The organism is Flavobacterium hibernum, assembly GCF_000832125.1.
GTDB lineage: Bacteria > Bacteroidota > Bacteroidia > Flavobacteriales > Flavobacteriaceae > Flavobacterium > Flavobacterium hibernum.
In genome coordinates, this window is sequence record NZ_JPRK01000002.1 from 1 (window position 1) to 24,256 (window position 24,256).

Annotated in this window: 17 protein-coding genes and 1 rRNA gene; 13 read left to right on the forward strand and 5 right to left on the reverse strand. The window is 33.0% G+C overall.

Annotation, left to right across the window (positions count from 1 at the left end; translation table 11 throughout):
- Positions 1 to 12: 12 nt before the first annotated feature.
- Positions 13 to 122: ribosomal RNA gene (gene rrf / locus IW18_RS00195) — 5S ribosomal RNA — on the forward strand.
- Between the two features lie 610 nt (positions 123 to 732).
- On the opposite strand, the gene IW18_RS00200 is transcribed toward rrf, so the two are convergent.
- The 3 genes from IW18_RS00200 to IW18_RS00210 are packed head-to-tail and all read right to left on the reverse strand — an operon-like array spanning position 733 to position 2,999.
- Positions 733 to 1,206 carry a cupin domain-containing protein gene (locus IW18_RS00200; RefSeq protein WP_041515575.1) on the reverse strand — a complete coding sequence of 158 codons (474 nt, stop codon included), beginning with the start codon at positions 1,204 to 1,206 and terminating at the stop codon, positions 733 to 735.
- Between the two features lie 28 nt (positions 1,207 to 1,234).
- Positions 1,235 to 1,660, reverse strand: a complete 426-nt coding sequence (locus tag IW18_RS00205; RefSeq protein ID WP_041515576.1) for a Dabb family protein — start codon at positions 1,658 to 1,660, stop codon at positions 1,235 to 1,237.
- Between the two features lie 10 nt (positions 1,661 to 1,670).
- Positions 1,671 to 2,999 carry a hypothetical protein gene (locus tag IW18_RS00210; protein ID WP_041515577.1) on the reverse strand — a complete coding sequence of 443 codons (1,329 nt, stop codon included), beginning with the start codon at positions 2,997 to 2,999 and terminating at the stop codon, positions 1,671 to 1,673.
- Between the two features lie 262 nt (positions 3,000 to 3,261).
- Between IW18_RS00210 and IW18_RS00215 the strand changes: the two genes are divergently transcribed.
- Both IW18_RS00215 and IW18_RS00220 read left to right on the forward strand, forming a co-directional pair.
- A complete protein-coding gene (locus IW18_RS00215) occupies positions 3,262 to 3,951 on the forward strand; it encodes a response regulator transcription factor (RefSeq protein WP_041515578.1) in 690 nt (229 codons plus the stop codon).
- On the forward strand, positions 3,948 to 5,309 hold the full coding sequence (locus IW18_RS00220) for a sensor histidine kinase (RefSeq protein ID WP_041515579.1): 1,362 nt from the start codon (positions 3,948 to 3,950) through the stop codon (positions 5,307 to 5,309). Before IW18_RS00215 ends, IW18_RS00220 begins: the two co-directional genes overlap by 4 nt.
- Before the next feature lie 20 nt (positions 5,310 to 5,329).
- Here IW18_RS00220 and IW18_RS00225 read toward each other — a convergent pair whose 3' ends face one another.
- Positions 5,330 to 5,665 carry a winged helix-turn-helix transcriptional regulator gene (locus IW18_RS00225; RefSeq protein WP_041515580.1) on the reverse strand — a complete coding sequence of 112 codons (336 nt, stop codon included), beginning with the start codon at positions 5,663 to 5,665 and terminating at the stop codon, positions 5,330 to 5,332.
- Positions 5,666 to 5,734: 69 nt separating this feature from the next.
- On the opposite strand from IW18_RS00225, the gene IW18_RS00230 reads away from it, so the two are divergent.
- Both IW18_RS00230 and IW18_RS00235 read left to right on the forward strand, forming a co-directional pair.
- Positions 5,735 to 6,181, forward strand: a complete 447-nt coding sequence (locus IW18_RS00230; protein ID WP_240475516.1) for a VOC family protein — start codon at positions 5,735 to 5,737, stop codon at positions 6,179 to 6,181.
- Positions 6,182 to 6,403: 222 nt separating this feature from the next.
- Positions 6,404 to 7,372 carry a YheT family hydrolase gene (locus tag IW18_RS00235; RefSeq protein WP_041515582.1) on the forward strand — a complete coding sequence of 323 codons (969 nt, stop codon included), beginning with the start codon at positions 6,404 to 6,406 and terminating at the stop codon, positions 7,370 to 7,372.
- Positions 7,373 to 7,397: 25 nt separating this feature from the next.
- Here IW18_RS00235 and IW18_RS00240 read toward each other — a convergent pair whose 3' ends face one another.
- On the reverse strand, positions 7,398 to 8,003 hold the full coding sequence (locus IW18_RS00240) for an RNA polymerase sigma factor (protein ID WP_041515583.1): 606 nt from the start codon (positions 8,001 to 8,003) through the stop codon (positions 7,398 to 7,400).
- 291 nt (positions 8,004 to 8,294) lie between these two features.
- On the opposite strand from IW18_RS00240, the gene IW18_RS00245 reads away from it, so the two are divergent.
- From IW18_RS00245 to IW18_RS00280, 8 genes are all read left to right on the forward strand, one after another.
- Positions 8,295 to 9,446 carry a FecR family protein gene (locus IW18_RS00245; RefSeq protein WP_041515584.1) on the forward strand — a complete coding sequence of 384 codons (1,152 nt, stop codon included), beginning with the start codon at positions 8,295 to 8,297 and terminating at the stop codon, positions 9,444 to 9,446.
- Between the two features lie 218 nt (positions 9,447 to 9,664).
- On the forward strand, positions 9,665 to 13,237 hold the full coding sequence (locus tag IW18_RS00250; protein WP_041515585.1) for a SusC/RagA family TonB-linked outer membrane protein: 3,573 nt from the start codon (positions 9,665 to 9,667) through the stop codon (positions 13,235 to 13,237).
- Between the two features lie 17 nt (positions 13,238 to 13,254).
- Positions 13,255 to 14,661 carry a RagB/SusD family nutrient uptake outer membrane protein gene (locus IW18_RS00255; protein ID WP_041515586.1) on the forward strand — a complete coding sequence of 469 codons (1,407 nt, stop codon included), beginning with the start codon at positions 13,255 to 13,257 and terminating at the stop codon, positions 14,659 to 14,661.
- 66 nt (positions 14,662 to 14,727) lie between these two features.
- Entirely contained in the window at positions 14,728 to 15,930 is a 1,203-nt protein-coding gene (locus IW18_RS00260) for a TlpA disulfide reductase family protein (protein WP_052480018.1), read from the forward strand.
- Positions 15,931 to 16,063: 133 nt separating this feature from the next.
- Positions 16,064 to 17,203 (forward strand): TlpA disulfide reductase family protein, encoded by a 1,140-nt coding sequence (locus tag IW18_RS00265; RefSeq protein ID WP_052480019.1) that lies wholly within the window; start codon positions 16,064 to 16,066, stop codon positions 17,201 to 17,203.
- Positions 17,204 to 17,346: 143 nt separating this feature from the next.
- Positions 17,347 to 20,142 (forward strand): M16 family metallopeptidase, encoded by a 2,796-nt coding sequence (locus IW18_RS00270; RefSeq protein ID WP_041515587.1) that lies wholly within the window; start codon positions 17,347 to 17,349, stop codon positions 20,140 to 20,142.
- Between the two features lie 344 nt (positions 20,143 to 20,486).
- Positions 20,487 to 22,487, forward strand: coding sequence for a protein-disulfide reductase DsbD family protein (locus IW18_RS00275; protein WP_041515588.1), 2,001 nt, complete (start codon positions 20,487 to 20,489; stop codon positions 22,485 to 22,487).
- Positions 22,488 to 22,509: 22 nt separating this feature from the next.
- Positions 22,510 to 24,009, forward strand: a complete 1,500-nt coding sequence (locus IW18_RS00280) for an aminotransferase class V-fold PLP-dependent enzyme (RefSeq protein WP_041515589.1) — start codon at positions 22,510 to 22,512, stop codon at positions 24,007 to 24,009.
- Positions 24,010 to 24,256 lie beyond the last annotated feature (247 nt).

The following is a 24,256-nucleotide window of genomic DNA, read 5'->3' on the forward strand; positions in this document are numbered from 1 at the left end:
TAACAACGACCTTAAGGTGGTTATTGCGGCGGGGCTCACCTCTTCCCATCCCGAACAGAGTAGTTAAGCCCGCCTGCGCAGATGGTACTGCAGTTATGTGGGAGAGTATGTCGTCGCCTTTCTTTTCAAAAACCCTATCCAATCGGATAGGGTTTTTTTGTTTTTATAGGGTTGGAAAAACTGCAACGTTTAATTTCTTCAATGATTTCTATAAAGGTGTATCTGTAAAACATATAGGTACATAAAATGATTAGATAATCTGAATAGGAAGAAATTCATATTACTTTAGTCTATAAATTAAGATCTAATAGCTTTAATACTAAAAGAAATATTAAAGCATTGATTCTATTGTCAAAATAGTTTAAGAGGTAATTATACTTAATAGAGGTGATATTGTATAATATATTAATGTTTTCTAAACTTGACAACTCTATGTTTCTACGCAAGATGGGCTCAATCGTAAGAGAGTACCTAACACTATAAATAGGCAAAATTGATTAATGATATTTTGCCTTAAAATGCAGGATCTTGAATAAGTTATTAGCTGTAGAAATGTTTAGGTGTCAATTTGATTAATAATATGCTTTGGCAATAGTTTCTTTCTGACGTTAGAAATGTATTATGATTCTTTGATGGTTACATTTTCTCTATTCTTACTATGAAAACCTTAAGTTAGAGATATAAAAAAAGGTACTCGATTATCGGAGCACCTTTTGATAAAGAAAAGTATGTTTATTTTGATTCAGGCTGAAAAAGATCATCTGAATTTTCGGTAATTGGAATATATAAGCGTTCCCAAACATCACTATCAACCATATCCCAGCTGTGGCCTTTACCTTTTAGATCTTCTGCAAGTAATACTACACCAGGTTCTATGATAAAGGTACTACCGTCTGAGACTTTAAATTTAATTTTACCTTTTACTGTTATTACATATTGTTTTCTTGGTGCTGGATGTGCATTCTTTTCCCATTCTTCAGTCTTGTTACTGTACCAAAAAGAAGCTGTATTCATGTGTTTTAATGATGGTATTGTACCTTTTTCGAAGTAGCACGAACCATCGGGTTTGTTTACAAGACGGTAGGCAGGGATTTCAGAAGCTTCTTCCATAGATTTTACGGAAACGCTTTTGTGGTTTTGTGCATAATTGCTGTTTGCTGTCATAATAACCGCTGTTAGGATAAATCCTCTTAGTAAATTTTTCATTTGTTATTGATTTTAAAAGTAATAATTTTTATTGATTGTATATAGAGTCGTGAACCATCATTTTATTAAAAAATGGTTTGTATTTTGCAACTAAAGCAAGATGTTCGTCTAGCTTTCCGTAAGTTTCCAGATCCTCGAGAGAATCAAATTCCATAGATGCATTGTATGTAAAAGAATTGTCCATAACGGGCCTTGGACTTGAGTTAGCTGGTCCGCCATAACGAACATTTTTCACGTACGGAAGTTTTTTAAGCCCTTCAAAAAAGTTTTGAAAATCTTTTACCTGATTAGGTGTAAGTTCTGGTTTAAGCCAAAATAGGAGGTAATGAAAATAAACTGTTTTGGGTTTAGTTTCTGTCTCTGTTTCATTTTTAGTATTTGCTAACACATTTTCTCCGGTTAACGCAAGTGCTCCTGCACTCGCTGATGCGATAATAAAATTTCTTCTTTCCATATGTAAAGTTTTAATTAAAGTCGATTCTGTATTTCAGAACAAACTGCCATTTTCGGTCTGATACATCGGCTTGACCGATATTGTTTAATTTATAGATTGGACGGTTTTGTGCATCAACAGTCAACCTTGACGACATACCGTTCATTAATAAAGATACACCAGCATCATAAGTCAATGCTTTATCGTGAAGTCCGTCAAGATCTGACAACATCACACTTGCTGCAGGTTGTAATTGTAGATTGTTTTTATCTCTATTAAAGTAAGGTAGTGTACCGCCAATTTGAACGTAATAAGTATTACCAGTTCCAATTACTGGCGAATTATTACCGGCACCGTTTAGACTACTTGTGGCTGTATTTACGCCACTTGCTGGATTACTCACTCCGGAATAGCGTACATAGTTTGGACCATAATTATTATTCATTGCCATGGCATAAGCACTAAAAGAAGTACCTCGGTCTTTGTTTATTGGTGTATCGTAGAAAATATCAACTGCAAAGCTTTTTTCGTCATCATTGATGGTAGTTTTCGTTTCGTCTAAATGCCACAATGCATTGTGCATATATTCAAATCCTGCACCTAATGCTAGAACTTTCTTTTTCCCGCTGTATGTTCCAGAGTGAAACGGAGAAGAATTGTTTTCAGATTCAAAGAATTCATATTTAAAATAACCTGAGTAATCTTTGTTAGGGCTCGTTTTACTAAAAGTGGCAAGGTTATACTGTGGATCTGCACTGACATTTGTATACGGATCAGCAATAACCAGACGATAATCAAGTTTGCCAATTTGTCCTTTTGCGTAAATACTTAACTCTCTAACGGTTTCGTCTGATATACCGGCATTTCCTGTGGCATAAGATGGTAAATCGTATAATAAAGTATTTAATGGTCCTGTAGTAAATCTTGATAAACCTCTCCATGTAGATCGTCCAGCACCAGCAGCAATTACATCATTAAATTTATATTCTGCATAAGCATCTAAAAGTTCAAATGTTGGAGATGTTTTAGAAGCTACATTAACGTTGGTTAAACCACCTTGTAATACAAATGTAAACTTCTCAGTAGGCTGATAAGCCATTTTTACACGTACTCTTCGTAATGACAAGTCAGAAATACTATTTACTTGCTCACCATTTACTAAGCTTCCGGGATTAAGTTCTAAGTAGCGCGCCCAAATTTCGGTATAACCGCTAAAAGATATAGAGCGAGTTTTTTCATCGTTTAAATAATGTGTAAGTGTTGGGTTTCCAAAATCGTTCTTTTTTTGAGCATTTATTGTATTTATGAATCCTGCTAAGAGAGAAAGACATAATCCAATCTTTAAATAATTTGTTTTCATGTATAGTTAAAATTTACATTCTGTTTGGTAGTGATCACTACTTGTTTTTGACAGGACAAAGTTAGATTCAGGATAGTCTTAGAGTTATTAGAAAAGTATTAGAAAGACTATAGAATGTTATTAGAAAACTTTTGTTTTTGTTTTTAAATAATTGATATTCAGATAATTTGTAAGATGTGCGAATTGCGGTATACACAGAGGCTTTTTAGAAAGACAAATTATTGTCGTAAATTTGAATTGAATTTAAAATCGAAGTATACAGATGAAGATGTTGATAGTTGAAGATAACAGTCGTGTTTCTGCATTACTGAAGCGCGGATTGGAAAGTCAGGGATATCAAGTGTATATTTCAGAAGAAGCAGAAGAGGGACTTATACTTTTGGAGAAAATTGACTTTGATTTAATTATCACAGATATTATGTTAACAGGAATGGATGGAATTACCTTCTGTAAAAAAATTCGCCATTCGGGAAAAAAGATCCCAATTATTATGCTCACAGCATTGGGAACTATAGACGAAAAAATTGAAGGTTTTGATGCTGGTGCGGATGATTATCTCGTAAAACCTTTTGAAATCAGGGAACTTTACGCAAGAGTTAAGGCTTTGCTACAGCGTAAAAGTGATACAGTTAGTACAGCAGATGAAAGTGCGCAAATTGTTTATGGCAACCTTGTTATGGATAAAAGAACTAAGGTGATCTACAGAGAAGGATTAGCAATTAATCTGACTCCAAAAGAATTTAATTTATTGCATTTTATGATGCAGAATCCCGAAAGACTTCTTACTCGAGATGAGATTGCCGATAATGTTTGGGGAAATAATTTTGATACCGGAACCAATTATATTGACGTTTATATCGCTTATTTAAGAAAAAAAATTGATAAAGGTTTTGAACAGAAACTAATTCATACTAAAGTAGGTATGGGTTTTATTTTAAGCAGTAAAATATGAAATTAGTAACTAGAACTGCTCTTGCTTATGCTATTTTAACCGCTTTTATTCTTTTTGTTTTTGCATACAGCGTATATTTTGTTTCTGAAAAAAACAGGAAAGATGAATTTTTTGATCGTCTTGATTATAAAATAACTTGGCGCGCTGAGTTTATATTCGATGCTCAGATTAATAAAGACTTGATTAAATTTCTTCATACTAAAAATAAGAAAGTCCTTAATGAAGCTGATATTAGTGTTTATGATAGTAATTTTAATCTTTATTTTTCAGATAATATGCCACCACTAGGCAGTAAAAAAATATTACAGTCTATAAAAAAGAATCGAACATTAAATTGGGTAGATGATAAATACCAATACCGAGGCATTGTTTATACCGATAATAACAGAGCTTTTTATATTGTAGGAAGAGCAGTAGACGTAACGGGATTAAATCATATTAATGCTTTTAAAGAAAATGTAATGTATGTTTATTTTATCTCAATTATCTTAATCTTTATTATTGGTTTTGGGTTTTCTTATTACACATTAAAACCACTTAAGGATATTATCTTTCAAATCAGAGATATATCCGAACATAATCTAAATAAACGCATTGTAGTGCCAAAAGCTAAAGACGAACTTTACGAGCTTACGCAAACTTTCAACGCTACTTTTAACAGATTAGAAAAATCATTTAATAATCATAGAAATTTTGTAACCACTATTTCACATGAATTCCGTACGCCACTTTCTATATTAATTGCTGAAATTGAACTTGGTAAAGAATTAAATCAAACGATTGACGATTATAAAGTATCATTAGATAACGCCTTAGAAGAGGCAAATCATGTTTCGCAGCTTTCGACTGCACTTCTTGACTTTGCACGTGCTAATTATGATATTTCGCAAATAAAAATGTCAAACATTCGAATAGATGAAGTTCTTGTTGATGCCAAATTAAATTTACTAAATAAGAAAGATGTAAAATATAAAATTGCAATAAGCTACAGAGATTTAGACGATACTGATGCTAATTTTTATAATTATCTTGGAAACCCGTACTTATTACAGATCGCTTTTTCGAATATTATGGAAAACGCCTGTAAATATTCTAACGATCATTCTTGCATTGTCGATATAAATGCAGCATCAGATAAGATCGTATTAACTTTTTCAGACAACGGAATTGGTATTCCTGAAGAAGATTTAGAGCAGATTTATAATTTATTTTATAGAGGAAAAAACAAAAATTATGAAAATGGTTATGGCGTTGGATTGTCTATTGTTAAACAAATTATTAGCCTGCATAACGGTACAATTCAAGTTCGTTCAATTGTTGATAAAGGAACCGTCTTTACAATTACACTTCCATTGTAATTTAAATAAGTGATTTTAAATTACTCCAAATTTGTTTGCCATTTGGCGAGATTTACAAGAATATCTTTTAGAGATTTTCCTTTTTCTGTTAAAGTATAAAACATGAAATTTTCTCTTTTTTGTTTCGCAATCAAAGAATCTTCCGTGAGTTGCTTTAGCTGAAGTGCCAAAATACGGTCACTTATGGCAGGTACAATTTGTTTGAAATCAGAAAAAGTTCGGGAATTATGTTCCAATAAACTAAAAAGGAGCGATAATTTCCAACGCCCCGAAATGAGCATTAGTGTTTTAGAAGCATTACAAAAATCCGTAAGAGTTTGTTGGTTTTCAAAGTTTGTAGAGCTTTCTTTTCGCATGACTAACAATTTTGTAAGCAGTCCCTTTCTGAGACTTTAGGAATTATATTTGTTTCAAATTTAATGATAATGAATAACAACATAAAAGGATTTCATCATTTTGCAGTTAAAGCTCAGAATGTCGATGAAACAATAGAATTTTACCGCACTCTTAATTTCGAAATTGCGCACAGCTGGAGCCTACCACAGTTTAATTTGGAAAAATGCATTATGATGAAAAATAAAGCATTTGACTGTTATATTGAAATCTGTGACAATAATGCCGATTTTCCAACTCAGGGACGTAAACGAATACCAGGAGATCCATATATAGAAAATGCGCTATTGCATATTTGTTTTACTGTTGAAGATGCCGAAAAGGCTTTTAACGAAGCCGTAAAAAATGGAGCCAAACCTTTATCAGTAAAAGAAACATTGGAACTTGAAAACCTTGGAAAAAAAGTAAAAGTGAGCAACAGTTTGGTTTACGGGCTTAACGGAGAGGTAATTGAATTTCTTGAAACAGTTTCTTTTTAATGAAAGCTTGAAGCTTTTTATCATCGAAAAAAAACTAGACCCTTCAAAATCATTTTAATTTTGGAGGGTTTTTTAATTAGAGAAACATCATATTATTTTAAAGTTTTTTTTGATGCAATTTCTTTTGAGCCGCGATTTTTAAAAATGAAATTAAAGTGAAAGTTTTAAAGTACGTGTTGATTCATTTCTTAGATTTGTATAACCCACAAAAACTTTTTTATCATGCCAGTAATTGAAGAATCAGAATATAATTTTCCTCCGATTATTCATCGCAACAGGCATGTTTCGACTATTTATGCTGCGTTGTTTAAAAAGTTTGACGCACCTGGATATACAAGAGAAAAACAGGAATTAAGTGACGGAGATTTTATCAATATCGATTTCATTGTAAACGACCCAAAAAAAGCAGTTATTTTATGTCATGGTTTAGAAGGAGATTCCCGTAGAACGTATAATAATAGTTGCGCAGCTTATTTTCAACAAGAAGGTTTTTCAGTTTTTGCATGGAACAACCGTACCTGTGGAGGAGAAATGAACCGTTTGCCAAGACTTTATCATCACGGTGCAGTTGACGATTTGAATGAAGTAGTTCAGTTTGTTTTAAAGAAAGGATTTGAAGAAGTTTATCTTATTGGATATTCAATGGGAGGTGTTCAGCTGCTAAATTATTTAGGATGGACCAAAATCGATGAGCGTTTAAAAGCTGCTGTCTCGATTTCGACACCAACTCATATCGCAACAAGTGCAGCAGTCCTTAAACAAGGTTTTAACCGTGTTTATTTAAAGAATTTTACAATAGATATTAAAAAAAAGCTGAAATATAAAGCAGCGCAGTTTCCTGATTTTATAAACAGCGATCAAATTGATAAAATCACTTCTTTTGACGAAGTCGATCATTATTTTACGGCACCTTTGCACGGTTTCGCGAGCCGAGACGACTATTATCAACGCGTTTCTCCAGAATTTTCTCTTAAAAATATTACCACTCCCGTTTTAATTATTAATTCTCTTGATGATCCTTTTTTGGGAGAAAGATGTTATCCGCGAGCAATAGCCCAAGAAAGTGAATATGTATATCTGGAGACACCAAAATATGGAGGACATTGCGCTTTTCCTTTGCGAAATTCAGAGTTTTCTTATGCAGAAAAAAGAGCTTATGAGTTTTTTAAATCTTGCAAAGCACTTGCATAATACTTCTTGAGTATTGTAAATTATTCTAAAGATTTAATCGTAAACTTTTCTTTTTTGAGAATAATAAAAACAGGAAATTTTTTATTTTATCGTCAAGCGAAGAGCGTAAAATAGAAAACGCTTTTGTTATTTGAGCTTCTACAGTTTTTATAGAAACGTCTAGATGTTCTGCAATTTCAATGTTAGTTAAACCTTCTTTTTTACTTAAAATAAAAACTTCTTTACATTTTGGAGGTAAGTTTTGTATTTCTTTATCTACTACATTTATAACACGTTGCAAAGATTCTGAATCATCTTCTAGAACAATCGAATTTAAGGCATCGTAATACGATTTTTCTAATGAAAATAGTGATTGATTTTTTCGGTACAAGTCAATAAACTCATTGTAAACTAATTTGTAAAGAAAGCTTTTAATAGCGTGATTTGTTTTTAAGCGAGTACGTTGTTCCCATACTTTTATAAATACATTTTGTACAATATCCTCGGCACTATAAATATTCTTTACCAAACTGTTAGCATAAACGCAAAGTTTATGATGATACGTATCGATCAAATAATTGTACGCTTTCTCGTCTCCATTTTTTAGAGATTCAATTAGGATATCGTTATCGTTATAATCTTCGCTTTTCATTGAAACAAATATATAAATTTATAATTTTTAGGATTCAAAATGATCTTTTTTTTGCCAAAAAGAGTAACTTTTTCTCTTTTCTATTGAATTTTATTACAAATAAAAAAGTACTTAAAAATGCAAAGATATATTATTTAGTTTATTAATTCTATCGAATTTATAGAGTTTTTAAAAATTTTAATTGAAAGAAAAAGATTTCAAATAGTAAAAAAAACAGTAAAATGAAAAAAAGATTATCAAATTGTTAGGGTTTTGTTTTTTAGCTTCGTAATAATATTTAAAAAGAGTAAAATGACAGTGAAAAAGTCAGAGCGACTAATCGTAAAATTTATTACGAATCAAGCCAGTCAGGACGAAATAGAAACGTTAACAGAATGGCTAAAGGTAGAAGAGAATCAAATTGTATTTAAGGATTTCGTAAAAACCAATTATGCAATAGATACTGTTGTAAATACTTTTGATTCGACCGAAGTGAGAAAACAATTATCTGAAAGAATTAAAAAGGAAAATAATGTTTTCCAGAAAAGAAGATTCTCATCGTATTATAAATATGCCGCTATTTTGATTGTAGCATTAGGAAGTTTTTATTTCTATAAAAGTTCAAACTTATTTCATTCTAAAGGAAATGTCGTGGTTCCAAGACAAGATGAAATTGTACTTCAATTAGGAGATGAATCAACAGAAACAGTAGATACATCTGAATCAAGAAATTTGACAGATAAAGATGGAAAAGTAATTGGAAAACAAGAAAAAAACAGATTTATATATTCTAAAACATACGCTAGCGGAGAATTGGTTTACAATACACTTAAAATTCCGTACGGGAAAAAGTTCGAAGTACAATTAGCAGATGGAACAATAATTCATCTAAATGCCGGAACTTCATTACGATATCCAGTTCAGTTTTTAAGGAATCAAAACCGACAAGTATACTTAACAGGTGAAGCTTTTTTTGAAGTTGCAAAAGACAAAGCACATCCGTTTACAGTAAATACACAAGATATTGATGTTGAAGTATTAGGAACTAAGTTCAACGTTAATTCGTATACAGAAGATATAAGCACAGATGTAGTTTTGGTCGAAGGAAAAGTTTCGCTTTACAAAGATAAAAAAACAGCAGAAAATCAAGTGTATTTGACTCCGAGATTAAAAGGTTCAAATATGCGAGGACAACAAAAAATCACCACAGAAAGCGTCAATACAGATTATTACACAGCTTGGGTAAAAGGAAGTTTAGTGTTTAAAAATGCTTCTTTTGAATCGATTATTAAAAAGTTAGAGCGTCATTACAATGTTACTTTTATCAATAAAAATAAAGAGCTAGGAAAAGAAATTTTTAATGCCCGCTTTGATAATGAACCAATAGAAGTGGTTTTAAAATATTTTAGCGATAGCTACGCGATTGATTATAAGATTGATGAAGATAAAATAACGATTAAGTAAGAGGATAAAGAATAAAGAAAATAGAATAAAGATTTTGGATATCAGAAATCTAAAATCTAAAATCAACAATCTAAAATAAATAAAATGCCTATGTAACAAAACGTTCAGAAAAAAATGGATCGTTATTTACAAAAAAACCGGAAAATGCGCCAACATTTCCCGGTAGAATAAAATGCGATCGATAAACTAACCAACCACAATTAAAAACATTTAAAAGTATGAAAAAAGTATTGAACAAAATCAGGTTCGACAAGCCTTTTTTGAAATTTGATTTGAAGATGAAATTGACTACATTATTTTTATTGACCACTATGACAGTGATGCAAGCGGGAGTAAGCTACTCGCAAAAAGCAAAAATGTCATTTAATGCCAGCGACATGACCGTTGGAAAAATAATAGAAAAAATTGAGTATACCACAAATTACAGATTTGTTTACAACGTAAGATCTGTTGATTTAGATCGAAAAATAGACGTTAGGCTTAATGACGCCTCTATGGAAACGATTCTAAGTACAATCTTTAATAATACAGGAACTGATTTTAAAATTTCAGGCTCTCATATTATTTTAACACCTAAAAAAGCACCGGCAGAAAAAACAGTTGTAGCGCAAAAAGTAGCAGAAGATTTTATCGTAAAAGGTAAAGTTACAGACGAAAAAGGAAATCCTTTAGTAGGTGCTGCAATTTCAGATAATGGTTCTGGAAGAGGCGTACAAACTGACTTTAATGGAGAATTTCAAATTATAGCAGTTAGTAAAGAAACTACTTTGGCCTTTGCATATTTAGGATATGTAAGACAAGAAATAAAAGTAGCCGGCAGAAGTGTTATCAATGTTGTCCTTAAAGAAGATACACTTGAATTAGGCGAAGTTATATTAACTACAGGTTATCAAAACATTTCATCAGAACAAGCAACAGGATCTTTTTCTAATTTAAAAGCAAAAGATTTTCAAGAGCAACGTTTAAGTAGTTTAAACAAAATTTTAGAAGGACGTATCGTAGGATACCAAAACGGTAAAATTCGTGGTCAAACTACTATGAATGGTTTAACAACTCCACTTTATGTAATTGATGGTTTCCCAATCGAAAACACAAAATTTACTGAGAATTTTAATTTAGTGGAAAATCTTCCAAACTTGAACTTAGAAGATATTGAAACAATTACAGTTTTAAAAGATGCAGCAGCGTCGTCAATTTATGGTTCACGTGCAGCAAATGGTGTTGTAGTAATTACAACTAAAAAAGCCAAAGCTGGAAAAACAAATATTTCGTTTTCAAGTAATTTAACAGTAACTCCATATAGAAATTACACCGGAAACCTTACGGATGCAGGAGATATTATTAGTCTGGAAAAAGGTTGGGCAGATGCAAACCCAAGTTTAAAAGGAGCAAATGCAAGTACATATGCAAAATCATTATTAAGCAATGCCATATTTACGAGTCAGGGAATGCAAACACTATTAAATGGTTATGCAGGAAATATTTCTCAAACGGATATGAATAATCGATTAAACCAACTTGGTTCTCAAGGATACAGATACTATGATGATATTGCCAGATATGCAAAACGTGATCAGTATTTTATTCAGCACAACGTAAGTTTAGGTAAAGCAACCGAATCTAATACATTTAATGCTTCCTTGACGTATAAAGGAAACAAATTTGAAGACCGTTATTCTGATAATCAATCTGTTGGAATCAATTTAAAAAATTCAACAGATATTACAAGCTGGTTGTCTTTAGATTTAGGGACATATGTTAATTATGGAGAAAGCAATACGCAAACTTATAATGCTTTTAGACCACAATTTAAAACTCAGATGTACAATCAGTTAGTAAATGATGATGGCACAAATTTTACTTCTACAGCTGCATCTCGATACAATAGTTTTACGCTTCAGTCCATGAAAACATATGGTCTTTACAGCATGGATATTACACCAATGGATGAATTGGGACGTAACATAAATGAAACTAAAAACTTCTTAAATAGAACCTTTGCAAAATTTAATGTAAAATTCAACAAAGCACTTACTTACAATGCAATGTTTCAATACGAATACGGTGTTGATAGAGGAAGTCTAATAAGAGAAAAAGATTCTTACGATGTTAGAGCTACAGTAAATGGTCTAGTAACAATTGCAAATAACAAAGCAGTTTACAACTTACCTTATGGTGATATCTTAAAAGAAACCAATCAATTTTCTAATGCTTACAATTTCCGTCAGCAATTAAATTTTGATCAGACTTTTAATAATGTACACGAAGTAACAGCCATTGCAGGTATGGAAATTCGTCATTCAAAAATAGAATACGGAGACAACACACGTTACGGCTGGGATGAGCAAACTTTATCGTATACGCCAGTAAATCAGGTAGATTTATTAAAAGTTTACGGTTCTGTTTTTTCAGGTTATTTGGGTCGTAATAACTTTTCAGCAGATCGTGAACTAGTAAATCGTTATGTTTCGTTTTATTCTACAGGTGGTTATACATACGACAGAAGATATTCATTAACAGGAAGTTTACGTTGGGATCGTTCAAACCTTTGGGGAACAAACAATAAATATCAAAATAAACCAACATGGTCTACAGGAGCAGCGTGGAATATTGATAAAGAATCTTTCTTTGCAGTAGATTGGATAAATTCACTTAAACTTCGTGCTTCTTATGGTATTGGAGGAAACGTTGCCAAAGATGCTGCACCATATTTAACAGCTACTTATTATGCTAACCCAAATGTTGGCGGAAATCAAGGATACGTTAACCAACGACCAAATCCTGAATTGTCTTGGGAAAAAACAACCACAACCAATATAGGAGTCGATTTTTCATTCTTTAAAAATAGATTGAGCGGAACTTTTGATGTTTACAACAAAAAAGGACAGGATTTATTATCAAATAGTAACGGAGTGCCAACAGAAGGTTTTGGTTATTCTACTTACAAAATAAATAATGGAGAAATGACCAACAAAGGTATCGAAACAACTTTAAGAGGAACAATCGTTAAAACGCCTTCTTTCTCTTGGGATGCCTCAGTTTTATATGCGTACAACAAAAACAAAGTTGATTTTGTTAAAGTTGCAGCTCCGGTATATTACCTACAGTTAGATTATCCATCTGCTTATCCTAGAGTTGGTAACGATTACAATACAATTTACGGTTATAAATGGGCTGGTTTAAATGCTAAAGGTTTACCTCAGGTTTATAATGCAAAAGGCGAAAAAGTAATTTACAATCCGGCAGATCTAAATGCTATTAACGATTATGGTTCAACTGTACCAACGCACAGCGGATCATTTCATACAGCAGTAAATTACAAGAATTTCTCACTTTCGGCATTGTTTATTTATGAGTTAGGACATAAAATCAGAAATACATTTTTACCAATGTTAGAAAATAATTATTCTAACGGATTAGGTACTTATGTAACAGATATTACAACTGTAAATAAAAACATTGTAAACCGTTGGCAAAAACCGGGTGACGAAGCTTTTACTAATGTGCCTCGTGCTGTATACGAATATGAAGCTGATTATATTTCAGATTCTCGTGACATTTATCGTTACGCAGATATCAATATTCTTGATGCTTCAAATATTAGATTAAGTAACGTTTCATTGGCTTACAGATTGCCTTCATCAGTTTTAAAAACAGTAAAATTACAAGATGTACGTTTCAATCTAAATGCCGAAAATGTTTTTACAATTGCTAAAAGTAGAGATGCTAAGTACCTTTTAAATGGCTTTCAATCTCCAAGTTTAGTTTTTGGTGTAAATATTAATTTCTAATTTAAAAAGAGTATACCATGAAAAATATATATATAAAGGCATTTTGCATATTAACATTAGGATTGACTTTTGCATCTTGCAATGATTATCTGGATGATGCACCAAAGGGATCTAAAATACCAACAACATTGGCAGATTATGAAGCATTTCTTCGCGACGAATATTCTAACCAAAGTGTAGATGCGGCACAAGCGTTAAACTTGATGAACGATAAATTTATCGATATAGCTACGCTGGCAGCCGAGCGTTTGACTAAAGCCAATTACATGTGGGATGAAACCGCAGATCGTATCGATTTAAAGCAGTCAGACGAAAGAATGTACTACGGGCAGTACCAAGGAATTTCGACCTTCAATTTGATTATTGAAAATGCTTTAACAACAACAGAAGCAACCGAAGATCAAAAAAGAATAATTTGGGCCGAGGCAAAAATTTTACGTGCCATGTCATACTATAATTTGGTTAATTTTTATGCAGATACTTATGATGCATCAACTGCAAAGACAAAATTATCAGTACCATTAATTACAAGTGCCGATGTTAATGCACCAAGCAAACAAGTAACCATTCAGGAATTGTATGATTTTATTTTAAACGATGTAAAAGAAGCATTGCCTTATTTACCAAAAGTATCTCAAACTGCTTTGCATCCTAATTTAGGAGCAGGTTATGCTTTTAATTCGCGCGTTTATTTGCAAATGAGCAACTATACTGAGGCTTTAAAATATGCAAATTTGGCTTTGACCGAAAATAATAGACTATACGATTGGAATGCTTATTATGTTGCAAATAAAACCGTAATTGATCTTCCAAATTCTTATACCAATACACCCTCTCCAATGGGTTATGATTACGTGGAGAATTACACGTATCGTCATGGCGCTTCAACTTCTTTATCTACAGAATTTAGTCTTCCGGTAGAACGTGCACAACGTTTTGAAGCAGGAGATGTTCGTTTTAAATCACGTTGGAAAATCAGAACAGTTGGTGTTGAAACGTATTACAGAAGAACCTTGTCGGGTATGTTTAATTACGGCGGAATTACAACTGTCGAAATATATTTGATTAAGGCAGAATGTCTAGCTCGTGCAGGACAAATTAGTGATGCTTTGACCTCATTAAATGCAGTACGTAAAACACGTATTCAGCCATCGTCTTATCAGGATATTGTAACTACAGATAGGACAGTTGCATTAAACGCTATTTTTAAAACTAAGAATAACGAACTTATTTTAACACTTATTCCTTTTGCGGACGCTCGTCGTTTAAATGCAGAAGGAGTGTATAAAGTAAGTTTTTCAAAAGTAGACAACGGTACAACTTACAACTTGTCATCTACTTCTCATTTATGGACAATGCCATTTCCTCAAGGTGCTGTAAAAAACCCTGGAAACGGAACAATAACCCAAAATGTAGCAAAATAAAAACCTTAAAGCTTCCTGATTAGGACACCCGAAAGGGAAGCTTTTACTTAAAATATCAATCAAAAAATGAATACAATTAAATATAAAATACTAGGATTATGCATCTGTTTATTTGCATTTTCAAACAACAGTCAGGCACAAAAGAAAAAGCCTGCAGTTGCAGCCGCAACTTCATATAATCTGGAAGGAAACATAACAGGACTTGTAGACGGAACAACTATAAAATTGCTTCCGGGAGCAACGCACACATCAGAAGTTGCCGTTGCCGAAACGACAAGTAAAGATGGCAAATTTACCTTTACAGGAAAATTAAACGAACCACGTTTATTTTATCTTGAGTTTGGAAAAAACAAAGGATACATTCCAGTTTTAGTAGAAAATTCGAAAATAAAACTAACTGCCGAAGCCGAAGTTTTAAAAGAACAAGATGGTAAAATTAATTTTAAAAATGAAGTAATCACAGGATCAAAAGCAAACGATTATTATAAAAAAGAAACCGCTTTTAGAGAAGAATTAAATAAAGATTACATCGAATATCATAAAGGAACAGAAGAAGTTTCTAAAGCATATTCAAGCGCAAGAGTTGCAGGAAATAAAAAACTAATGGATTCTATTGGAAATAGTCCAGAATGGAAAAGTTTTGAAGCAAAAGAAAAAGCGTTTTTTGCTAAAGTTGAAAAATCAACAAAAGATCTAATCACAAAAAATAAAGCAACTTGGTGGGGACCATTTTTCATGCTGACACAATACAGCTATTTTACACCAGATCAAAAACCAATTTACGAGCAATTTTCTCCAGCAGCAAAGAAAAGTTACTACGGTCAAGTGGTAGATAAAGACCTAAATCCAAAATCATTAATTGGAACAAGCGTTGCAAATTTTGGATTAAAAGACAAAGACGGAAAAGCTTACAATGTAAAAGACATCGTTGCAGGAAAAAAATACATATTAATCGACTTTTGGGCATCATGGTGCGCACCATGTCGCAAAGAAATTCCAAATTTAAAAACAGCTTACACAGCTTACGCAGATAAGGGATTCGAAATTTTAAGCATTTCAATTGATAAAGACGAAAAAGCATGGCTTAAAGCTCTTGGACAAGAAAACATGCAATGGCACAATTTATTAGACGATAATAAAGTGAGTAATGCATTCAACGTAAAAACAATTCCAGCCACATATTTAATCGATAGTAAAGGTGTAATTATCGGCGACAATCTAAGAGGCGAGGCATTAGATGAGAAATTGAAAGAACTTTTAAAATCTTAGTTTTCAGTTTTTAGTCACAGTTTACAGTATACAGTTTACATTTTACATTTTCACTGCTCACTGCTCACTGAGACCGAAAACTGCGACTGAAAACAAAAAAAAAAGCAATACATAAAAATAAAAAAATATCAACATGAAAAGTACAATCTTAAAAACAGGTTTATTGGCGTTAGCGCTTATAAGCACGATCATTTCCTGCTCTAAAAAAGAAGAAGGTTTTACCATCAACGGTACAATTGCTGGATTAGATAAAGGAACAGTATATCTGGAAAATACAGATGAAAAAGGAGAGAAGAAAATTGCCGATTCAGCAGAAATTCAAAAAGGCGGAGTTTTTACATTTGCAGGAAAAGTTTCAGAACCGTTACTATATACCATAAAATTAAAAGGAGAAGAGTATGGTGTATTTTTCCTTTTAGATAATGAAAATATAAAAGTTGAGGCCAAAAAAGATTCAATTTTCAAAGCAAAAGTAAGTGGAGCAACACAAAATGATATTTACAAATCATATTACGATAACGAATTTAAAAAAATTCAAGCGATTGCAGGTCCAGTCTATAAAACTTCAGATTCGCTAAGTCAAAACGGAAAAGTGAAATTAACGGCAGAACAACAAGCTTTTATGGACAAAAAATGGAAAGATCTTCAAACTTTTGCCGATGATTTAACAGATAAATTTATTAGAAAAAATAAGGATAAAGTTGCTGCTGCCTTAGTAATTAGTGATAGAATTGTATCATACGGAACACCAGAACAAGTAAAAATATATTATGGAGTTTTGTCTCCAGAAGTACAAAAATCTGTTTACGGAAAGCAGTTAAAAGAAGCAATAGATCTTAATGATAAAACAGCAGTTGGCGTAACAGCTCCGGAATTTTCTCAGACAGATGTAAACGGAAAAGTTGTAAAATTATCAGACTATAAAGGAAAATATGTATTAGTAGATTTTTGGGCAAGCTGGTGCGGTCCATGTCGTAAAGAAAATCCAAACGTAGTTCAGGCTTACAAAACCTATCACGGTAAAGGTTTTGAAGTTTTAGGAATTTCATTAGATGACAAAAAGAACCTTTGGGAAAAAGCAATCGAAAAAGACGGCTTAACCTGGACTCACGTTTCTGACCTAAAAGGATGGAAAAATGATGTAGCCGTTTTATACGGAGTAAAATTAGTTCCAACCAATTACTTAATTGGACCTGATGGAAAAATTGTAGCTAAAAATCTTCGTGAAGAAGCACTTCAAACTAAATTGAAAGAAATTTTTAGTAAGTCTTAGAAAAAGTCTTTTAGTCTCAGTTTACAGTCTCAGTCTCAGTCTCAGTCTTAGTTTTCGGTCTTAGTTTTCGGTCTTAGTGCAAACTGCGACTGAAAACTGAAAACTGAAAACCGTGACTGAAAACTAAAAAAAAATCACAAAAAATGAAAAAACACATCTTTCTGGGCTATTGCTCACTAGCTTTCTGTACGCTTATTTCAGCGCAAAATAAATCGGCAAAATTCAATAAAATCAAAGAATTAGGTGGTATCGAAGAGTATTTGTACCAACCCAACGGTATGAATGTTTTACTTTTGCAAGACAATGCTTCACCGGTTGTAACCGTACAAATTGTGTATCGCGTAGGATCTAAAAATGAAGTTTTAGGAAACACAGGATCGACCCATTTGTTAGAGCATTTAATGTTTAAAGGAACACCCACTTTCAACAAAAAAACTGGAACCACCATTACAGATGTTCTACAAAATACCGGCGCACAACTAAATGCCACAACCTGGTACGACAGAACCAATTATTTTGAAACACTACCAAGTGATAAAATAGCATTGGCACTTCAAATTGAAGCCGACAGAATGCGAAATTCTTTATTATTAAAAGAAGATAAAGAAGCCGAAATGACTGTAGTTCGTAACGAATTCGAACGAGGCGAAAACAATCCAAACAGTTTATTAGATAAAGAAATCTGGGCAGCAGCCTATATTGCACATCCGTACCATCATTCGACTATAGGTTGGAAATCAGACATTGAAAAAGCGCCAATAGAAGTCCTGCGTAATTTCTACAACACCTATTACTGGCCAGACAATGCAACATTAACCATTATAGGCGATTTTAAAAAAGAGAACGTTTTTGAACTTATCGAACAATACTTTGGTAAAATAACAAAAGCACCAAACGCAATGCCGCAACCTTATACCGAAGAACCACAACAATACGGTCCGCGTAAAATTGTAGTGAGAAAACCGGGAGAATTAGGCGTTGTAAACAAAGCCTTTAAAATACCAGGAGCTCTTAATGAAGATTTACCAGCGTTGAATATACTTGCAGAAATAATAGGTTCAGGACCTTCGGCTATTTTAAACAAAACATTTGTAGACACCCGTTTAGGAATTTATGCCTACTCAAGTGCTACAAATTTTAAAGAAGTAGGACTTTTTAATATCGGCGTAGGATTTCCAACGACATCAAAACATGAAGACATTGATACAAAAATCAATGAAGTAATTGCAAAAATCAAAAAAGAAGGCGTAACCCAAGACGAAGTAAATCGAGTAGTCGCCAATATTAGTGCACAAACTATTTTAGCCAGAGATGGTTCAGGCGTAATAGCCTCAGAATTAACAGAAGCTATTGCAGCCGGAGATTGGACTGATTATATTACAGGTGTAGACCGACTTAAAAAAGTAACACCGGCAGATGTTTTGCGAGTGGCACAAAAATACCTAGTCGAGGATCAAAGTACAACAGGATATTTTATCCCGAAACAAAAGGGAGATCAAGCACAACAATCGGTGCAAGCCAATAATTTCATGCCAAAAAATGAACCGTTTTATTACAGACATTTAGAAGGTGGACATGAACATGATGAAGCTTCATCTGCAATTGCATCAGAACAAAAAACTAGAACCAATATCGCTTCTTCATTAGAAGAAACAACAATTGACAAAGCTCCATCAACTTACAAAAGAGAAAAAATAAGTGGAATAGATGTAGTTTCAGTAAAAACATCAGCAAAAGATTTTGTAACCGTAGCGGCAAGTATTTCATTAGGAAATTATGCCAATGAAGGTAAAAACCTTGCAATTTCTTCGTTAACAGCTTCGATGTTATCAAAAGGAACAACGCTAAACGATAAATTTAAATTCTCAGAAAAACTTCAAAAACTAGGCGTAAACATCAGTGTAAACGCATCGACAACCAAAGTAAATATTGGTTTTAAGTGTTTGAAAAAAGATCTGGATCAAGTTGTGACCTTATTAGCCGAAGAACTTAGAAATCCATTATTTGATGCCAAAGAATTTGAAAACCTAAAACAACAATTTACAGGAAGTATTCAGCAAAACCTAAACGATCCGGGACAAAGAGGAAGCATTGCATTAACACAAGCAATATATCCAAAAGCAAATCCAAATTACAGCACCAGTGTTGAAGAAGATTTGGCAAACGTTAAAAATGCAACATTAGAAGAAGTAAAAGCATTTCATAAAAAATATTTTGGACCAGCATCCATGCACTTAGTAATTGTTGGAGATACCGAAGGAGCAAATTTGAATAAATCGTTACAGAAATCCTTCAAGAATTGGAATGGCGGAATAGTTGAAAACCTGAAGTTTGAAGAAGCTGTAAAAGCCAACGCAAAAACAGAAGTAATAACAATTGCCGAAAAACCAAGTGCCGAATTATACATTGGACAATACACAGGATTAAAAAGAGCCGATGCAGATTATATTCCATTTTATATTGGAAATTATACACTAGGAGCAGGTTTTGCAGGACGTTTGATGCAAACCGTACGTGATAATGACGGATTAACATACAATATTTCGTCAGGAATGGGCGGTAATATCAATACAGGCGGATACTGGATGGTAAATGCTTCATTCAATCCAACCTTGTTTCAAAAAGGATTAGACGCAACCCTAGTTCAGGTTAAAAAATGGGTAAACGACGGAATCACTTTAGAAGAATTGGAAAACAAGAAAACCAATCTAATAGGAAGTTTTAAAGTAGGAATGGCTACCACAAACGGAATGACCAGAACGATTTTGGGCTTTGTAGAAAGAGGTTTGGAACCAAGTTATATCGAACAATATCCAAAAGATATCGAGAAAGTAACCTTGAAACAAGTAAACGATGCCATTAAAAAATACATTCAGTTAGACAAACTGATTATCGTAAAAGCAGGTTCGTTAGATAAAGATGGTAATCCTTTGAAGTAATTTTTTTAAGAAGAAAGAAGAAAGAAGTGAGACGTAAGGTTTCAACATCTTTTAACTGAGGTTACCCTGCATATTTTTGTCATCCCGAGGAACGAGGGATCTCCGTGAGAGGCTCGACAAAGATAGGGATTTACTTTACAGAGTTTCTGGCGGAGATCCCTCGTTCCTCGGGATGACAAGATTGCGATTAAACAAAAACCACAAAAAATATTTTTAATAGTAGTCTTTCATTTTTTAATATTAGGAACTGAATTAGTAAGCAAATTTCTAAGAAAGACTGTAAAAGAGCTGTTGGCAAACAGCTCTTTTTTTAATCAAACTTAAAATATCAAAAACAATAAACAATGAAAAATAGCATCACAACCTTACTATTGCTTTTGAGTTGCAGTATGTTTGGACAAATGTATAATCCGGTAAAATGGAGTACTTCTGTAGAAAAAATTTCAGATAAAGAATATGTCCTAAAAGCCGAAGCAGTGATTCAGTCCGGTTGGCATTTATACGGACAATACATTGAAGAAGGTGGGCCATCGGCGACAGCCTTTACTTTCAAAAATCCCAAGAAAAACTTTGAGTTAAACGGTAAAACTACCGAAGGAAAAGGACACGAAGTAGTAGATAAAATCTTCAATATGAAAATTAAATATTTTGAAGATAAAGCACTTTTTACCCAAAAAATAAAATTCACATCAGATCAAATTACAAACATCGCCGCCGAAGTCGAATTTATGGTTTGCGACGATAGTAATTGTTTACCACCGTCATCTGAAGAATTGACTTTTAAAATACCAAATTCAAAAAAGGTGGCTTCCGCCGAAGAAACCGCAGCAACAAAAGATTCAGCAATTGTTGACGAAAAAGCCACTATAGAAAAAGTAGAAAAAGAAGAAAAAACAGTTTCAAGTCCAGCTAAGAAAAAAGATTCCAGAGGTTTAATAAGTATTTTTATTATAGCATTTTTATCAGGTTTTGCAGCTTTATTGACACCTTGTGTTTTTCCAATGATTCCAATGACTGTAAGTTATTTTACCAAACAAAGTAAAACCAAAGCGGCAGGAATAAGAAATGCTTTGATTTACGGATTTTCAATTATCATTATTTATGTTTTATTGGGTTCAATTGTAACAGCAGTTTTTGGTGCAGATTCTTTAAATGCACTTTCGACCAATGTTTGGTTCAACCTTATATTCTTTGTTTTATTAGTTGTCTTTGCAGTTTCTTTTTTAGGAGCTTTCGAAATTATGTTACCAAATGCATTAGCAAACAAAGTCGATTCGCAAGCAGATAGAGGAGGATTAATTGGGATTTTCTTTATGGCTCTTGCCTTGGCAATTGTTTCCTTTTCTTGTACAGGACCAATTGTAGGAACTTTATTGGTCGAAGCAGCATCAAAAGGTGGTATTGCGCCAATTGTTGGAATGTTAGGATTTTCGACAGCAATTGCGTTGCCGTTTTCATTGTTTGCAGCATTTCCGGGTTGGTTAAATGCTTTGCCAAAATCTGGCGGATGGCTGAATACGGTAAAAGTAGTTTTGGGATTTTTGGAATTGGCTTTAGCATTCAAATTTTTATCAAATGCCGATTTGGTTTTGCAATTGCATTGGCTGGAAAGAGAAGTTTTTTTAACGATTTGGATTGCCGTTTTTGGAACGTTGGCTTTCTATTTATTCGGAAAAATTACTTTACCGCACGATTCTCCATTAAATCATATTTCGGTTGGAAGATTAAGTTTTGGACTCATCGTTTTATCCTTTACCATTTACCTAATTCCGGGACTTTGGGGTGCACCTTTAAAATTAATTAGCGGATTTGCGCCTCCAATGCAATATAGTGAATCGCCAGAAGGATTTGGAGGATCTAAGAGTTCAGGAGAAACAAAATCAGTTTTACCTGACGGAGCAGAATTTGGTCCGCAAAACATTATTACTTTTCATGATTATCAGAAAGGAATGGAATTCGCAAAGAAAAACGGAAAACCAGTTTTACTTGATTTTACAGGTTATGCGTGCGTAAATTGTAGAAAAATGGAAGAGTTAGTTTGGTCAGATGCTAAAGTTTTGAACGTTTTAAAAAATAATGTAGTTTTAATTTCATTGTATGTAGACGACAAAAAAGAGTTGCCGGAAAACGAACAATATGTCTCAGAAACTACTGGAAAAAAAATCAAAACAATTGGGAACAAATGGAGCGATTTACAAATTAAAACCTATAAAGCAAATGCACAACCTTATTACGTAATTGTAGATCACAATAGCGCAAACTTGGTCGAACCATCTGCATATAATCCTGATATTGAAGATTATTACAATTGGTTGAATTCTGGAATACAAAAATTTAAAAAATAATTGTTTTTATAAAAAGAGCGCAATGGAAACCGTTATAGAAAAAGCTACTACAACAAAATTAGAACAATTTTTTTCTAAGTTTAGAGGAAATACAATTGGCGTAAATCACACGTTCGAATCTGAGTATGGAACACAAAAACTTCTGTATGCAGATTGGATCGCCAGCGGACGATTATACATACCAATTGAAGATATAATGCTGAATAAAATTGGGCCAATGATTGCCAATACACATTCGTTTTCAAGCGAAACCGGTAAAGCATCTACATATGCCTATCAACATGCTAGGAACCTAATTAAAAAGCATGTAAATGCTAATAATGCCGATTGTTTGGTAACTACTGGAACAGGAATGACAGCAGCTTTATCAAAATTGCAACGCATTATGGGGCTTCGTTCTCATGACAATATTTACAATGTAAACTTAAAGTTTGATGACGAAAGACCAGTTGTTTTTATTACACATATGGAACATCATTCTAATCAGGTTCCGTGGTATGAAACCATTGCCGATGTTGCGATTTTACCTGCTAATGAACATAATTTGGTTGATCCAAAAATTTTGGCAGAAGAAATTAAAAAGTACAAAAATAGGAGTGTAAAAATAGGTTCGTTTACAGCTTGTTCTAACGTAACAGGAATTATTACGCCTTATCACGAACTCGCCAAAATTATGCATCAAAACGGTGGCTATTGTTTTGTTGATTTTGCGGCTTCGGCGCCTTACGTTTCTATTAATATGCATCCCGAAGATCCCGAAGAACAATTGGATGCCATTTTCTTTTCGCCTCATAAATTTTTGGGAGGGCCTGGAACTTGTGGAGTTTTGGTTTTTAATGAAAAATTATACAAGTCAAATTTTCCTGACAATCCCGGTGGAGGAAACGTAAAATGTACCAATCCTTGGGGCGAATATCATTATAGCGATGCGATAGAAGTAAAGGAAGATGGTGGAACTCCAGGATTTTTGCAAGTAATGAGAACGGCTCTTTGTTTAGAATTAAAAGAACAAATGGGTATCGTGAATATGAAAAATAGAGAAAAAGAATTGCTAAATCTTTGTTATTCAAAACTTCAAAAAATTGATGGATTATCTATTTTGGGCGATTTAAATACCGAAAGAATTGGTTGCGTTTCTTTTACAATTTCAAACATTCATTACAATTTAATTGTTAGACTTTTAAACGATCGTTTTGGAATTCAGGTTCGTGGCGGTTGGTCTTGTGCGAGTACTTATGCCCATTATTTATTTGGAATTGATGAAGAACAATCTGCTGAAATGACAAAAGAACTTCTTCAGAAAAATTTAAGTAATAAACCGGGTTGGGTTCGCATTTCTTTACATCCAACAATGACAAACGATGAACTTTTGTTTATTTGCAATGCTATAGAAAAAGTTGCTTTTTATTATAAAGAATGGCAGGAAGCTTATAAATACAATGCAACAAATAATGAGTTCGAAAGTATCGTAAATAAAGAAACCATTGCGCAAGATGTTCAGGAATGGTTTTCGATGGAGTAAGTCACTTTATTTGAATTTAACTTACAATGGTTTGAATTAAATTTATTTCTTAATTCAAACCATTTTTTCTAAATCTGGATAAATCAATTGGTTAGAGTGCTTAATTTTTAAGTCAGAATAATCATTAATTTCAGAATTAGAATTGTCAATAATTTATGATTTCAGAATAACTTTTAAAGTCAAAAGCATTTTTTTGATTGAATCATGTTTTGGGTTTTAACATAAAAAATGTTTAATATTGCTTTTT